The sequence below is a fragment of the Microbispora sp. CL1-1 genome, assembly GCF_012034195.1.
Lineage (GTDB): Bacteria > Actinomycetota > Actinomycetes > Streptosporangiales > Streptosporangiaceae > Microbispora.
The window spans coordinates 31,951-45,917 of sequence record NZ_JAATEK010000020.1; the positions used below are offsets into that span (position 1 = coordinate 31,951).

13 protein-coding genes and 1 tRNA gene are annotated in these 13,967 nt (G+C 72.6%); 6 read left to right on the plus strand and 8 right to left on the minus strand.

Annotated elements, in window-relative coordinates; genetic code table 11:
* The first annotated feature begins 62 nt into the window (after positions 1 to 62).
* A complete protein-coding gene (locus HCK04_RS22665; protein WP_260617373.1) occupies positions 63 to 1,397 on the plus strand; it encodes a deoxyribodipyrimidine photo-lyase in 1,335 nt (444 codons plus the stop codon).
* A 114-nt stretch (positions 1,398 to 1,511) separates the two neighbouring features.
* Here HCK04_RS22665 and HCK04_RS22670 read toward each other — a convergent pair whose 3' ends face one another.
* The gene (locus HCK04_RS22670) at positions 1,512 to 2,129 is read right to left on the minus strand and encodes a TetR/AcrR family transcriptional regulator (RefSeq protein ID WP_142649383.1); all 618 of its coding nucleotides are present in this window, start codon (positions 2,127 to 2,129) and stop codon (positions 1,512 to 1,514) included.
* Between the two features lie 70 nt (positions 2,130 to 2,199).
* On the opposite strand from HCK04_RS22670, the gene HCK04_RS22675 reads away from it, so the two are divergent.
* Positions 2,200 to 2,607, plus strand: coding sequence for a PPOX class F420-dependent oxidoreductase (locus HCK04_RS22675; protein WP_142649384.1), 408 nt, complete (start codon positions 2,200 to 2,202; stop codon positions 2,605 to 2,607).
* A gap of 183 nt (positions 2,608 to 2,790) precedes the next feature.
* Here the strand turns inward: HCK04_RS22675 and HCK04_RS22680 are convergent, their stop codons facing one another.
* Both HCK04_RS22680 and selA read right to left on the minus strand, forming a co-directional pair.
* Positions 2,791 to 4,596 carry a SelB C-terminal domain-containing protein gene (locus tag HCK04_RS22680; protein WP_142649385.1) on the minus strand — a complete coding sequence of 602 codons (1,806 nt, stop codon included), beginning with the start codon at positions 4,594 to 4,596 and terminating at the stop codon, positions 2,791 to 2,793.
* 15 nt (positions 4,597 to 4,611) lie between these two features.
* Positions 4,612 to 5,883, minus strand: coding sequence for an L-seryl-tRNA(Sec) selenium transferase (selA, locus tag HCK04_RS22685; protein ID WP_260617374.1), 1,272 nt, complete (start codon positions 5,881 to 5,883; stop codon positions 4,612 to 4,614).
* Between the two features lie 508 nt (positions 5,884 to 6,391).
* Between selA and HCK04_RS22695 the strand changes: the two genes are divergently transcribed.
* Entirely contained in the window at positions 6,392 to 7,153 is a 762-nt protein-coding gene (locus tag HCK04_RS22695) for a helix-turn-helix domain-containing protein (protein ID WP_142649387.1), read from the plus strand.
* Positions 7,154 to 7,265: 112 nt separating this feature from the next.
* Here the strand turns inward: HCK04_RS22695 and HCK04_RS22700 are convergent, their stop codons facing one another.
* A complete protein-coding gene (locus HCK04_RS22700) occupies positions 7,266 to 8,183 on the minus strand; it encodes a hypothetical protein (protein WP_240971702.1) in 918 nt (305 codons plus the stop codon).
* A 106-nt stretch (positions 8,184 to 8,289) separates the two neighbouring features.
* Positions 8,290 to 8,383: transfer RNA gene (locus HCK04_RS22705), tRNA-Sec, on the minus strand.
* Positions 8,384 to 8,475: 92 nt separating this feature from the next.
* Between HCK04_RS22705 and selD the strand changes: the two genes are divergently transcribed.
* Positions 8,476 to 9,489 (plus strand): selenide, water dikinase SelD, encoded by a 1,014-nt coding sequence (gene selD / locus HCK04_RS22710; protein ID WP_142649388.1) that lies wholly within the window; start codon positions 8,476 to 8,478, stop codon positions 9,487 to 9,489.
* Between the two features lie 47 nt (positions 9,490 to 9,536).
* On the plus strand, positions 9,537 to 10,076 hold the full coding sequence (locus HCK04_RS22715; RefSeq protein ID WP_142649389.1) for a DUF6886 family protein: 540 nt from the start codon (positions 9,537 to 9,539) through the stop codon (positions 10,074 to 10,076).
* Between the two features lie 9 nt (positions 10,077 to 10,085).
* Here the strand turns inward: HCK04_RS22715 and HCK04_RS22720 are convergent, their stop codons facing one another.
* Together HCK04_RS22720 and HCK04_RS22725 are read right to left on the minus strand one after the other, a co-directional pair.
* Positions 10,086 to 10,733, minus strand: coding sequence for a response regulator transcription factor (locus HCK04_RS22720; protein ID WP_142649390.1), 648 nt, complete (start codon positions 10,731 to 10,733; stop codon positions 10,086 to 10,088).
* The gene (locus HCK04_RS22725; protein ID WP_142649391.1) at positions 10,718 to 11,977 is read right to left on the minus strand and encodes a histidine kinase; all 1,260 of its coding nucleotides are present in this window, start codon (positions 11,975 to 11,977) and stop codon (positions 10,718 to 10,720) included. Before HCK04_RS22725 ends, HCK04_RS22720 begins: the two co-directional genes overlap by 16 nt.
* Before the next feature lie 213 nt (positions 11,978 to 12,190).
* On the opposite strand from HCK04_RS22725, the gene HCK04_RS22730 reads away from it, so the two are divergent.
* Positions 12,191 to 12,601, plus strand: coding sequence for a hypothetical protein (locus tag HCK04_RS22730; protein WP_142649392.1), 411 nt, complete (start codon positions 12,191 to 12,193; stop codon positions 12,599 to 12,601).
* A gap of 22 nt (positions 12,602 to 12,623) precedes the next feature.
* Here HCK04_RS22730 and HCK04_RS22735 read toward each other — a convergent pair whose 3' ends face one another.
* Positions 12,624 to 13,967, minus strand: coding sequence for a HAMP domain-containing sensor histidine kinase (locus HCK04_RS22735; RefSeq protein ID WP_142649393.1), 1,344 nt, complete (start codon positions 13,965 to 13,967; stop codon positions 12,624 to 12,626).

Here is a 13,967-nt window from a genome sequence, read left to right on the forward strand (position 1 = left end):
CGGAGGCCGTCCGGCACGTGTCGAATCGGACTGACACTCAGGCGGCGTCTGCCTTCGTTGACGTGACGCCCGCAACCACCGGTGCCGGGGACCACGAAGAGACGTGCGTGGAGGCCGTCGTCGTCCTGTTCAACCGGGACCTGCGAGTTCACGATCATCCGGCGCTGTCCGAAGCGTGCGCCGCGGCCCGGCACGTCGTTCCGCTGTTCGTTTTCGACCCCGCCATCGGGGCCCGGCACCGCCGCGACTTCCTCCTCGCGTCCCTCCACGACCTGCGGTCGTCCCTGCGCGCGCTCGGCGGAGACCTCGTCGTACGGCACGGCGACCCGGTCGCCCATGCCGTACGGACCGCCGGGGAGACGGGCGCGGCGGCGATCTGGGCGAGCGAGGACGTCAGCCCGCTGGCGCGGCGACGCGAACGGCGATTGGCGGAGGAGTGCCAGGCCCACCGGCTGGAGTTCCGTCTCTTCCCCGGCGTGACCGTGGTGCCCCCCGGCGCGCTGCGACCCGGCGGCGGGAGCCACTACCGCGTCTTCTCCCCCTACTGGCGGGCCTGGTCGGCCACCGCGAGACGGCCGGTCCTCGGCGCGCCCCACCGCCTGTCCCTGCCACGTGGTGTCGATCCCGGCGTCCTGCCCGGGGCGTCCCCCACGCCGTACGGGATCGTGCGGGGCGGGGAGGACAAGGCGCGGCGGCGGCTGGAACGGTGGGTGAACGACGGCCTGGCCTCCTACGCCGAGACGCGCGACCTGATGGCGGGGCGCACCTCGATGCTGAGCGCCTACCTTCACTTCGGCTGCCTGTCGCCGTCCGAGGTCGTGGCCCGCGCCTGCGAACGGCCCCGCAGCGAGGAGTACGTCAGGCAACTGTGCTGGCGCGACTTCCACTACCAGGTCGTCGACGCGTTCCCCGACATGGGCCAGCGCGACTACCGGCCGAGGGACGTGGACTGGCGGCGCGACGAGGAGGCGGAGGCCGCCTGGCGAGAGGGCGCGACCGGGGTTCCGATCGTGGACGCGGGCATGCGCCAGCTACGCGCCGAGGGCTGGATGCACAACCGGGTGCGCCTCGTCACCGGCTCCTACCTGACCAAGCGGCTCGGGATCGACTGGCGGGCCGGGCTGGAGCACTTCGCCGAGTGGCTGCTCGACGGCGACATGCCGAACAACTCCGGCAACTGGCAGTGGGTCGCGGGCACGGGCAACGACACCCGGCCCTACCGCACGCTCAACCCCCTGCGCCAGGCGAAGAGATTCGACCCCGACGGGGAGTACGTGCGGCGTTACGTCCCCGAACTCGCCGCGCTGCCCGGCCACCTGGTGCACGAGCCGTGGAAGGTGCGCGGCGGGGTGCCGGGCTACCCCTCCACTCCTCTCGGCGGCGAGCTCAGTGCGTGACGGCCGCCGAGCCCGTCCCGCCGTCCGGTCAGAGTTCGGCGTCGTGGGTTGACCCCGCCCGGACCATGATCATGCCCGTCCCCGGCGCTTCCGTACGGCCATGGGCGGAGCACGTCATGGCTGTCTCCTCGTCATCCTGTCGAGCTGGCCGACGACCCATTCGCGATAGTCCTTCGACAGCGGATCGGCGCCGACGATCCCCTCGACCATCCGGGGCAGCGCAATAGGCGCGAAGGCCAGCGCGTAGGCGACCAGCAGGACGAACTCGGCGTCCAGCTCGCCGGTGATCTCGCCCTCCTTCTGACGGCGGCGGGTCCGCTCCACGGCCTGGCGCAGCCGGTCTCGCTGCGCCGTCGCCCATTCGTCGTCGCTCTCGGGGGACGAGCCGTCGCCCAGCGCCTGCCAGATCACCAGCCGGGACCAGTCCGGGTTGTCCAGTGTCGCGTCGAGGTGGGCCGCCACGCTCTCGGCGTACGTCGCGCCGGGCGGCGTCACGTTCTCCTGCGAGCGTGCCCACCTGCGCCGCAGTTCCTCGACGAGCCCCTGTTTTCCGCCGAAGTAGTACGAGATGAGCTGCTGGTTGACGCCCGCTCGCGCCGCGATGGCGGCCGTCCGGGCTCCGGCGTACCCCTTCGCACCGAACTCCTCGACCGCCGCCGCCAGGATCCGCTCGCGGGTCCGTTCCGCCGCCTTCCCACGCTCCTGTGGTGCGCGCCGCCCTGATGAAGCCATGCGTCGCACCCTAGCCAATCATGTGGTTGAGTGACAAAAATCAATCAATCACTTGAAGAGGATGGGGCGCATGATCTTCACAGAGCGCGAAATCGAATACCTCTCCAGTCAGCGGATCGGGCGCCTGGCCACGCTCCAGCCGAACGGGACGCTCCAGGTGAGCCCTGTCGGATTCCGCTACAACCCCGAGCTCCAGACGATCGACATCGCCGGGCACAACATGGCGGCCAGTCGCAAGTTCCGCAACGTGCTGGCCAACGGCAAGGTGGCGTTCGTCGTGGACGACATCCCGTCCGTCGATCCCTGGCAGGTGCGCTGCCTGGAGATACGCGGGCGCGGCGAGGCGCTCACCGAGGCCGCCGACTCGAACGCCCCGCTGCCCGGCCCGATCATCCGCGTCCGTCCACGGCGGATCATCAGCTTCGGCATCGACCCCGGCAACCCCGCCGCCGGCAAGCGCGACTTCCCGGAAGCGTGAACGGCGCGCAGGCGGTGCGCGTCCGGGAGGCGTGCACGGCCCGGAGGCCGTGAGTGGTCCGGGGAGGCGTGAACGACGCTGATGCCTGAACCGCGCGGAGGCGGTGAACGGCGCTTAGGCGTGAGCGGCGCTTAGGCGTGAGCGGCGCGGGGGCGTGAGCGGCGCGGGGGCGTGAGCGGCCTTTTACTCGGATCGGCCGGTGGCACGGCAGCGGCGGTGGACCTCGTCCACCCGTTCAGTGAGGCCCTTGCGGTCGAGGTGTTCCAGCAGCGGCACCGCGACCCTGCGGCTGGTGCCGAGCACGCTCCTGGCCTGGCTGACCGTGAACGGCTGCGGCAGCCGGGCCAGCAGCGCCGCCGCGCCCGCGTCCGCGCCCGGCGCGAGCACGATGCCCTCGGCCACGCGCAGCAGCGCCCCGGCGCGTACGGCGGCGGCGAGCTCGCGTGGTCCGAGTCCCAGCTCCGCCAGCCGCCCGGCGTCCGGCGCCTGGAACGGAGCCGTGGCCAGGTCGTCCAGCAGGGCCCGCACCGCCCGGGCCACGGGGGCGGGCAGCCCGGCCGTCCCGGTCACGACGCGGCCCGCCGTGGTGATCCGCCCGTCGGCCACCGTCAGCGGCGGGCGTACGAGCGCCGTCACGAGCCGCCGGTCGGGCAGGCCCAGCTCGTGGCGGGCGGCCTCCACCGGCATCCCCGGCTCCAGAGGATGATCGGCGGCGTACCGCCGTACGACCTCGGGGAGACGAGCCGACAGCTCCGCCCAGTGATCGGGGTCGGCGTGCCAGCCGGCGGCCACCGGCCGTCCCGTGGGCGGGCAGCCCATCGCGAGCAGCTCGCCGTCGCGCAGCAGCAGGTGCGTACGCAGGAGCGACGCGGCGTCCGCCGACGCGTCCGCCAGCGCCTTCGCCCGTTCCCTGGCCGCGCCCCGGCGGCGCAGCTCCGGAGGGCGTACGTCGAGCACGGTCGCCCGCGCGAGCACCCGCAGCTCGCCCTGTCCCCGGCCCGGGTCGCGCAGCAGCAGCGCGTCGCCCACGTGCAGGGGAAGCGGCCGGGCCAGGCGTAGCCGGGCCGCCACACTTTCGGCACTTTCGGCACTTTCGGCCTCCGCGCCGAGCGGGCGCACCTCGCACGGCACCGCCGCCGAGCCGATGTGGGCGGTGAGCCGCGCGGGAAGCGGCCCGCGTGCGCCTTCCGCCATCGTCACGCGTACGTCGGCCAGGCTCGTCGCCGTCCAGGCGCCGGGCGTGACGAGGGCGTGGCCGCGTTGCGGCGCGATCCGCCCGCGCAGGTTGAGCGCCACCCGCGCGACCCCGGTGACCGACTCGACGTGCTCCTTGAGCGACTCCAGGGCGCGTACCCGCACCGGCTCGCCGTCCAGCTCCAGTTCGTCGCCCGTCGCGACGCGGCCGGCGGGCAGCGTGCCGGTCACGACGGTGCCGCTGCCGCGCACGCTGAACGCCCGGTCGATCCACAGCCGTACGGGGGCCTGCGGATCGGGCGCGGGCAGCGCCGCCACCAGCCGGTCGAGGGCCGCCCGCAGCCCGTCGAGGCCCTCACCGGTGCGCCCGCTCACCGCCAATGCCTCCACCTCGCCCAGCCCGGCCTCCGCCAGCCGGGCGCGCGCGTCCTCCAGGGCGGGCGCGGGGTCGGCGAGGTCCGCGCGGGTGACGGCGAGCAGGCCATGCCGTACGCCGAGGGTGCGCAGCGCGACCAGATGCTCCTGCGACTGGGGCATCCACCCCTCGTCGGCGGCGACGACGAACATCACGGCGGGCACCGGGCCGACACCGGCGAGCATCGTGCCGAGGAAGCGTTCGTGCCCGGGGACGTCGACGAACGCCACCCGTTCCCCCGAGGGCAGCGTCGTCCAGGCGTAGCCCAGCTCGATCGTGAGCCCACGGCGCCGCTCCTCCGCCAGCCGGTCGGGCTCCATCCCGGTCAGCGCCCGCACCAGCGTCGACTTGCCGTGGTCGACCGGCCGTGGCCACGACATGCGTTCCCGGGGCCATCAGGAGGCCGCCCTGAGGACGGCCGCGAGGACCTCGCCGTCCAGGTCCGGCGGCACGGCGCGCAGGTCGAGCAGCAGGCGTCCCCCCTCGACCCGGCCGACGACCGGCGGCTCGCCGCGCCGCAGCGGTCCAGCCAGCCGTTCCGGCAGGCTCACCGCCGTGCTCGGCAGGCGCACTCCGGGGGCTCCGCCCCCGCCCACGGTCGCCTCCGTGGTCACGGCCGCCGCGTCCACACCCGCCTGGCACAGCGCCTTGGCCAGCGCCTCGGCCCGCTCCCCGAGGATGATCGGATCGGCGTGGAGAGCCTGCCGTACGGGCGGCTCCGGGCCCCGCAGCGTCGCCTCCAGGGCGGCCAGCGTCAGCTTGTCCACGCGCAGCGCACGGGCGAGCGGGTGCCGCCTGAGCCGTTCGACCAGGTCGCTGCGGCCGAGCAGCAAACCGGCCTGCGGACCGCCGAGCAGCTTGTCGCCGCTCGCGGTGACGAGGTCGGCGCCGACCCGCAGCACGCTCGCGGCGTCGGGCTCCTCCGGCAGGAGCGGATCACGGTCGAGCAGCCCCGAACCGATGTCGACGACCACGGGCACGCCCAGCCCGGTCAGCTCGGCCACCTCGACCGAGCCGGTGAAGCCCTCGACCCGGAAGTTCGACGGGTGGACCTTGAGCACGAACCCCGTCTGCGGCCCGATCGCGTCCCGATAGTCGGCCAGGGCGGTGCGGTTGGTCGTGCCCACTTCGCGTAGCCGCGCGCCGGTGGACACGAGCAGGTCGGGGATGCGGAATCCGTCGCCGATCTCGACCAGCTCGCCCCTGCTGATCACGATCTCCCGTCCGGCGGCGAGCGCGGTGGCGGCCAGCACGAGGGCGGCGGCGTTGTTGTTGACCACGTGGACGCCCTCGGCGTCGGGCACGGCCCGGGCGAGCGCCTCGATCGCGCCGCGTCCCCGGCGGGCACGCGCTCCCGACTCCAGGTCGAACTCCACGTCGGTCGCCCCAGCCGCCACCGTCACCGCCTCGACGGCGGCCGGCGACAGCGGCGCGCGGCCCAGGTTCGTGTGGAGCAGCACGCCGGTCATGTTGACGACGGGCCGCAGGCTCGTGGCGTGGCGCGGCAGCGCCGCCAGCGCGACGTCGGCGACGTCCTCCGGTTCGATCTCGCCCTGCCGCACCCGCTGCTGCGCGTGCACGACCGCGTCCTTGACCGCCGTACGGCCGAGCCGCTCGACGGCGGCGACCAGCCGCGGATCGGCCAGCACGGCGTCGGTGCGCGGCACCCGCCTCCGTGGATCCACACTTCAAACTACAGCGGCGGTGCCCGGCCGCCCGATGAGCCAGGCCGGGCACGCCGGTTCTTCACCAGCGGCTTGGCGCCGCCGAGGCACAGCCCATAAGCCGGGCCGGGCACGCCGGTTCTTCATCAGCGTCTCCTCGGCCACCAGGACACGCTGTATGCCGACTCCCGCAGCCTCGACACCTTCGCCCGGCAGCACTACCGCGCGTGCCACATCAAGGGGGACGTCGCTCGTCTTCGGCCGCGCGACCGCCGTCTTCGAGCGGTGCGAGCTGAGCCCGGGCGCAGCGATGCCCGTGCCCGAGAACCGGCGGAACTCACACCGCGACAGGCCGCCGGGCGCACCCTCGGGAGCTACCTAGGCGACTGGCGCTCCGGCCCTGCTCTGCTCCCCCGTCCCTCGGGCAGGTGACACCCTTCTCCCTGCCATGGCGGTAACGGCGGAGTGCTCGTCCGCGAGTTCCTTGTGACCGCCTCGGGAGGGAAGCCCCATGGACGTGCGGGACCACGCCGCTGCCGGACCGCACCGGAAGCCGGCGATTCGAGCCGGTACGGCGAACGGGCGCGGCGTGCTCGAAGGAGCGTTCCACCTGCTCGACGTGCTGGCGGCGGCCGAGGAGGGAGCCGGTCTGTCCGAGCTCGCCCGCGACGCCGGCATGCCGAAGGCGACCACCTATCGCCTGCTGCGGCAGCTCGCCGACCTCGGCGCGGTGCACCAGCACGGGCAGCGCTACTTCGTGGGGCGGCGGCTCGCCCTCCTGGGCGACGCCTGGCAGCCCGACCCGCGGCTGCGGGCCGCCGCCCGCGAACCCGTACGCCTGCTGTCGGCGCTGACCACGACCGTCGTGTTCCTCACCGCGCTGGAAGGAGACCGGGTCAAGGTGATCACGGTGGCGCGGGGAGAGATCAAGGAGGTGCCGCCGATCCTGCCGGGCTCCGAGCTTGCCGAGGCGACCGCCGCGGGCCGGGTGTTGCTGACGCAGAGACCGGACGGCGACGCCGCGCCGCCGGGGTTCACGCTCACCGAATGGCGGCGGGCCCAGGCGGCCCTCCGCCGGTCGGGTTCGGTCGCCGTCGATCACCATGAGGTGATGCCCGGGGTCTGCTGCGTGGCCGCACCGGTCCGGCGCCCGGAAGGCGAGATCGTCGCGTCCATCAGCGCGCTGGCGGTGCGACCGGCGGTGCCGGCCGGGCTCACCGAACTCGTACTGCGCGCGTCGCGGGAGATCACCCGCAACCTCGGCCGCACCTGACGGTCCACGGCCCGCTGCCCCAGGTCGTCCCGCCGGCACCACATCGAGGCCGTACGTGCGCCGCCTCGTGTGGACTCGCGTCACGGCCCGCCGGGGCGGCTGGTCGTAGCGGCTAGGACTCCTCGGCGAACAGGTCGGCAGCCGAGGTCGCCGTGGCGGCACGCCGCACCCATTCGTCAAGCAGGCCCACATCCGTACAGGCACTGATGAACGCGCGGTCGGAATCCGAGACGGCAATGCCACGCGCCTCCAGAACGGTCAGCACCGCCCTCGCCTCACCCTCTGCCCGGCCCCTTCTCCGGCCTTCCTCGCGGCCCTCTTCACGGCCTTCCGCACGGCCGACTTCGAGGCCCTTCCCGTAGTGCTGACGAGCGAAGGGACTGTAGACCGGCCAAGTGGTGGTTTCCATGACTCTCTCCATGACGTATCTGGCGGCCTTCGTAGCGAGTCGGTATGCGTATTCATAGTATTGCGGAGCGTGTTCATCGGGTAGGTGTCGCAGCGCGGCCACGAACGCCTCTATCACCGGCGGATGTTCGCCGTGAGCCATCACCGACAACGCGGCCAGTTCCGGGTGGGCCGCCGCTTCCGCGGGATCGGTGACAGCCGGGATCTGATCCGGGCCGATCACCTGACAGGCCAGCGTGTAGCCGGGCAGGCTGGTACGGATCGGGGCGGACGCCCACTTGGCCGTACGGGCCTTCGGGCAGATCATCAGGACGGTGATCGGGCAGGCCAACTGCAGCCACAGTGCGGCGGCATATCGAGGCAGCGCGTGCAACTTGTCCGGCTCCTCCTTCTGCTGGATCTCCACGACGATCGCGTGAAGGGGAGAGTGCCGGGGGCCGACCGTGATCCCGACGTCAGGGCGCAGATCGATGGACGGGCGGTCGTTCAGGTCGTTGCTCGCGACCTGGACCGGGAGCCCGTCAGGCACATCGACGCCGAGGTGGTCGCGCAGCATCTCGACGGCGAACTGCGGCCTGTGCCGGAACAGCAGGTTGAGCGTGTCATGCAGGGGGGACGGCATGACACGGAATGTTATTAACAAATTACTATGAGTAGTCGCCGCCTTGGCTCGGCTGCCGCAGGGCCGAGGCCAGGCCACAGGCTTGGCAGAGGAAGGCGAACGGTGAGCGGAGGTGGACGGGAATCGAACCCGCCAGGCCGAGGACCTCGGCCTCGTCGGTTTTGAAGACCGCGGGGGCCACCAGGCGCCCACACACCTCCAGGAAGAAACCTAACCGGTACGGGGTAGGGACCCTGGGCGACGCCCCGCGGCAGGCGGCGTGACGGACGGACGACGCGAGGACGGGTGCGACATGACCGAGACGGCGGACCGGGCCGGGATCCGGCTGACCCAGCAGGCACACGGAGGCGGCTGCGCCTGCAAGATTCCCCCGGGTGAGCTGGAGAGCATCGTGGCCGGGCTCATGGCCCCCGACCCCTCGGCGTACGCGAACGAACTGGTCATCGGGCTGGACGACGGCGACGACGCGGCCGTGGTCAGGATCGAGGGCGGCCGGGCGGTCGTCGCCACCGCCGACTTCTTCACGCCCGTCGTGGACGACCCGTACGACTGGGGGCGCATCGCGGCGACCAACGCGCTGTCCGACGTGTACGCGGTGGGCGGCGAGCCGGTCGTGGCGGTGAACCTGCTGGGCTGGCCCAGGGAGAGGCTGGCCATGGACCTCGCCAGGGAGGTGCTGCGCGGGGGCCTGGACGTGGCGCGGGCGGCGGGCTGCCACGTCGCGGGCGGGCACAGCGTTGACGACCCCGAGCCCAAGTACGGCATGGCGGTCACCGGCCTGGCCGACCCCGACCGGCTGCTGCGCATCGACGCGGGACGGGCGGGGACGCCGATCTCCCTCACCAAACCGCTCGGCGTGGGCGTGCTCAACACGCGGCACAAGGCGACCGGAGAGGTGTTCCCGCAGGCGGTCGAGGTCATGACGACGCTCAACCGGGACGCCTCGCGGGCGGCGCTGGAGGCGGGGGCGAGGTGCGCGACCGACGTGACCGGGTTCGGTCTGCTCGGCCATCTCTACAAGCTGGCCAGGGCGAGCGGCGTCACGGCGGTGGTCGACGTGGCGGCCGTGCCCTACCTGGAGGGTGCACGGCAGGCGGTGCACGACGGCTACGTCAGCGGCGGCACCCGCCGCAATCTGGAGTGGGTCCGCGCCCATCTCGATCCTGGCCGCTTCGGGGAGGAGGACCTGCTCCTGCTGGCCGACGCCCAGACCTCGGGCGGCCTGCTGGTCGCCGGCGAGATCCCCGGCGCGCCGGTCGTCGGCGTACTCGTCCCGGCCGGGGACGCCGCGATCCGGCTCGCCTGACATCCCTGGCCCGCCCGGAACGGCGGTGAAGTGGTAGACCCGGTGACATGCGACCTGAGCCCGGCGAGGTGCTGCATTTTTCCGAGGACCCCGAGATCACCCGATTCGTCCCGCACGTGGCCGCCACCGCACGGCAGCCGGAGGCGTACGTCTGGGCGGTGACGGCCGAGCGCTGCCCCGACTACTGGTTCCCCCGCCAGTGTCCGCGGGCCATGGCCTGGACGACCCCGGCGACCACCGGCGACGACCGCGACCGGATCATCGGGCCGGGCTGCGGCGAGCGGGTCCACGCCATCGAGTACGGCTGGCTGGAGGCGTTCCTGAGCGTCCGCCTGTACGCCTACCGCTTCCCGGCGGAGAAGTTCGTCCCGTTCGGGGAGCCGGTGCCGAGCGCGGTGGTCGCCACCGAGCCCGTCACACCCCTCGGGCCGCCCGAACCCGTCGGCGACCTGCTGCGGCTGCACGAGGAGGCCGGCATCCAGCTCAGGGTGCTGGACAACCTCTGGCCGTTCTGGGACGCGGTGACCACCAGTTCCCTGGGCTGGAGCGGCATCCGCCTCCGCAACGCCCGCCCCCACCCGGCTTAGCCGAGCGCGTCAGGCGTTGTTCAGGTAGGTGAGGACGGCGAGCACGCGGCGGTTGTTGTTGCCGTCGTCGGTGATGCCGAGCTTGCCGAAGATCGACGTCGTGTGCTTGCTGATGGCGCTCTCGCTGAGGAAGAGCCGCTGGCCGATGGCCTGGTTCGACAGCCCCTCCGCCATGAGGCCGAGCACGTCGTGTTCGCGTTCGGTGAGCCGTTCGAGCCGCCGGTTGGACGTCCCGCTGGACAGCAGCTTGGCGATGACGGCCGGGTCCATGGCGGTCCCGCCGCCTGCCACCCGCTCCAGGGCGTCCACGAACTGATCGGCGTCGAACACGCTCTCCTTGAGGAAATAGCCGATGCCGCCCGTGCCGTCGGCGAGGAGTTCACGGGCGTAGAGCTGTTCGACGTGCTGGGAAAGGATCAGGATCGGCAGCCCCGGCACCTGGCGACGGGCTTCGAGAGCCGCCCGCAGGCCCTCGTCCGACTGGGTCGGCGGCATGCGGACGTCGACGACCGCGACGTCCGGCCGCTGGGTCAGCAGCATGTCGAGCGTCTCGGGCCCGGTGGTCGCCGTCGCCACCACCTGGTGTCCGTACGCCTCCAGGAGGCGGACCATCCCGTCGCGCAGGAGGTAGAGGTCTTCGGCTACAACGATTCGCATGGCACGACCATTCTGACGTGGGTCGGACCGCCCGCCGGGCTGGTGATCTCCAGGGTGCCGTCGAAGGTCGCGAGGCGGCGGCGGAGCCCGTCGAGCCCGCCCCCCGCCCGTGCCCCGGCACCGCCCCTGCCGTCGTCCGCCACGTCGACGACGATGCCCTCGTCGGTGCGGGCGATCGAGATCCCGGCGTGGGTCGCGCGGGCGTGCTTGGCCGCGTTGGTGAGCAGTTCGGCGACGCCGAAATAGAGGGCGGACTCGATCGGCGGGTCCAGGCGCAGGCCGAGATCGACGCTGACGGTGGTTTCGAGAGGGCTGTCCAGGGCGAGAGCGCGTACGGCGTCGACCAGCCCGCGCTCGGTCAGCAGCGGCGGGCTGATGCCCCTGACCAGGTCGCGGAGCTCGGCCAGGGACGCGGTGGCCCCCGCTCGCGCCTCCCGCAGCAGCGCCTTGGCCCGGTCGGGGTCGGTCTCCATCAGCTTCTCCACGGTCGCCAGGGACATCCCGAGCGCGACCATGCGCGCCTGCGCCCCGTCGTGCAGGTCGCGCTCGATGCGCCGGATCTCGGCGGCCTGCGCGACCGTCGTGTCCGCGCGCTGGGCCGTCAGCTCGTCCACCCGGTCGGCCAGCGCCATCGCCGGCGACGGCCGCAGGAACCGGACGGCCACCGGGCGGACCGGCCGCCAGGCGTACGGCGCGGCGCAGGCCGCCACGACCACGCCGAGCACCCCGATGAGGCGCATGGAGGGCGCCGGGTGAGCGAACCCGACGACCGCCACCACGACTCCGGCCGGTGGGACGGCCGCGACCAGCCCCATGGTGAACGGGGCGATCAGTGCGAAGCGCAGGTCACGCCAGGTGGCGGGATCGCTCCGCCAGAGCCGCATCCGCTGGTCCCGGCGCGCGTCCCGGCTGGTGCGCTCGTAGGAGAATCCGTTCCACCAATATCCGGTCGACATGCGCACCACCGGCCCGGCCTGCCGATATCCGGGCGGAATGACGGTGCCCGTCCACTTCGCCACGAGGGAACGGGTCATCCGGCAGACCGGGCGCGCCAGGGCGAGCGTGCCGACGGACGCCCACAGGACCGGCGCTATCGCCGGCCACGGGTTGCCGCCCCACCACCACATCCACAGCCCTGCGGCGGCGGCCCACACGGCCGGGACCAGCATGCTCACGACCAGCACGACGCACGATCGCACGAATCCCACGGCGGCGCTCGCCGCCCACGACAGCGGCTGTCGCATCCTTGTTCCTTCGTGCTCCATGACCCCGGTCCCCGATGTGTCCCGAAATGCGCCGATCCGGCGTGGTGTCTCCACTGTGCACCGCGCGGAGCCTGGTCACCATCGGCTCGGCCCGGGAGTGGGTCTGGCCCCACCCCTCCGTACGTCCAGACGCATACCGCGCCGCCCATGCCCTCCCTAGCGTCGAGATCACGACAACAAGGAGGAAAAGACATGACCACCATCGACAACACCCACGCCCACAAGGCCTTCGACCTGGCGAGGAAGTGCGTCACGCTCTCCGGCGTGATCTGCGCCGTCACACTCGCGACGGTCGTCGTGATGTCGATCGCCGATCACCCGGGCACCCCGTTCATGTGGGCCAGGGCCGCCATCTTGCTCGCCATCGCCCCGATGCTCCACCGGATGATCGCGCGTGCTTCGCAGGGCTCGCGGCGCAGCTTCGAGCGTATGCGCGTCATCACCGTCACGATGCCGATCGCGATCATCGGCGTCGACCTGATCCCCGGCATCTGCCCGATGTGGTACGCCGTGCTGCAGGCCGTGAGCGTCCTGCCCCTGGTCGCGGTCGCGTTCATCCTCAACGGCTCCGGCCCCCGCGCCGCCTTCCCCAAGACCCGCTGACCGGCCCGGCCGTCCGTGCCTCCTACACGCGGGCCCGCACGGCGAGGTCACCCGGCGGGTACGCGACAGGCCGTCCGGACAACGGGAAGACCGCACGTAGCCTCGCGCCCGGGCTGTGCGGAACCACCTGGAGGGTCCCCCCGTGAGCCCGCGCGATATCCCTGGCGATCGGCAGCCCCAGCCCTGAGCCTCCCGTGTCCCGGGTGCGGGCGTGGTCCAGGCGGGTGAATCGGTCGAAGACGGTGGTGTGGTGTTCCGGAGGGATGCCGGGGCCGTCGTCCACGACGTCGAGGACCGCGTGGTCGCCCGACGACGTGAGGGTGACGTGGACCGACGTGGAGGCGTGGCGGACCGCGTTGTCGACGAGGTTCGCCACAAGACGGCGGAGTTGATCGGCGGAGCCGTCGAGGAGCAGGTCAGGGGTGAGGTCAAGGTGCACGTGGACGTCCGGACGAGGGCGTTTGCGGACGGCCTCCTCGGCGACCACCTGGGCCAGGTCGAGTTCCTCGGCCCGCGACAGGGGTTCGCCCGCGTCGAGCCGGGCCAGCAGGAGGAGGTCGGCGGCAAGGGACTGGAGGCGTGCGACATCGTCCAGTGCCGCGGTCGCCAGCGCCTTTTCGGCGGGCCGGGCCAGCTCCAGCCGGGTTCGCAGGATCGCCAGTGGGCTGCGCAGTTCGTGTGCGGCGTCGGCGACGAACTGCCGCTGCGCGTCGACGGAGGTCTGCAGCCGGTCGAGGGTCGCGTTGACGGTGCGGGCCAGTGCCGCGATCTCGTCCCGGGTGTCCGGCTCCGGCACGCGTTCGTGCAGGCCGTTCGCGGTGATGTCGGCGACCTTCGACCTGATCGCCGAGACCGGGCGGAGCACTCGGCCGACCGCCATCCAGGTGAACAGCGCGACCACCGCGAGGAGCGCCGGCACCCCCCAGATCAGCAGGTTCCTGAGCGTGGTCATCGCCGCCAGGGCGGGTGCCCTGGAGGCTCTTCCGGTGACGGTGACCGGGCCTTCCTCGGTCTCGAACGTCCGTCTGACCACGAGCACGGCCTCGTCGGGCGGGCCGTCGTCTTCGCCGGTGGCGGCCGAGCCCGGCATCGGTCCCTTCTCTCCCGGCGGCACCACTCCTTTTCCGAGCGGTGGCGCCGTTCCCTTTTCGAACGGTGGCACCGTTCCCTTTTCGTCCACCACGCCACCCGGCCCCGACTCCGCCTTCAGTATTTGCATCTGTTTCTTGGCGTCGTTCGCCGCCAGCTCCTTGGTGGAGGCCGTCAGGCTCGAGTCCAGCGCGGTGAAAAGCGCGATCGAGGCCAGGCAGAGCGCCGCCGCCACCGCCGCGGTGGCCGTCAGCGTCGTGCTCAGACGCACTCCCAT

Coding starts and splice junctions, on each gene's coding strand:
- selD (WP_142649388.1), top strand. CDS start 8,476: ATGACCGAGACGGCGGACCGGGCCGGGATCCGGCTGACCCAGCAGGCA.
- HCK04_RS22680 (WP_142649385.1), bottom strand. CDS start 4,596: ATGTCGTGGCCACGGCCGGTCGACCACGGCAAGTCGACGCTGGTGCGG.
- HCK04_RS22695 (WP_142649387.1), top strand. CDS start 6,392: ATGGACGTGCGGGACCACGCCGCTGCCGGACCGCACCGGAAGCCGGCG.
- HCK04_RS22670 (WP_142649383.1), bottom strand. CDS start 2,129: ATGGCTTCATCAGGGCGGCGCGCACCACAGGAGCGTGGGAAGGCGGCG.
- HCK04_RS22725 (WP_142649391.1), bottom strand. CDS start 11,977: ATGCGACAGCCGCTGTCGTGGGCGGCGAGCGCCGCCGTGGGATTCGTG.
- HCK04_RS22730 (WP_142649392.1), top strand. CDS start 12,191: ATGACCACCATCGACAACACCCACGCCCACAAGGCCTTCGACCTGGCG.
- HCK04_RS22715 (WP_142649389.1), top strand. CDS start 9,537: ATGCGACCTGAGCCCGGCGAGGTGCTGCATTTTTCCGAGGACCCCGAG.
- HCK04_RS22675 (WP_142649384.1), top strand. CDS start 2,200: ATGATCTTCACAGAGCGCGAAATCGAATACCTCTCCAGTCAGCGGATC.
- HCK04_RS22720 (WP_142649390.1), bottom strand. CDS start 10,733: ATGCGAATCGTTGTAGCCGAAGACCTCTACCTCCTGCGCGACGGGATG.
- HCK04_RS22700 (WP_240971702.1), bottom strand. CDS start 8,183: ATGCCGTCCCCCCTGCATGACACGCTCAACCTGCTGTTCCGGCACAGG.
- HCK04_RS22735 (WP_142649393.1), bottom strand. CDS start 13,967: ATGGGAGTGCGTCTGAGCACGACGCTGACGGCCACCGCGGCGGTGGCG.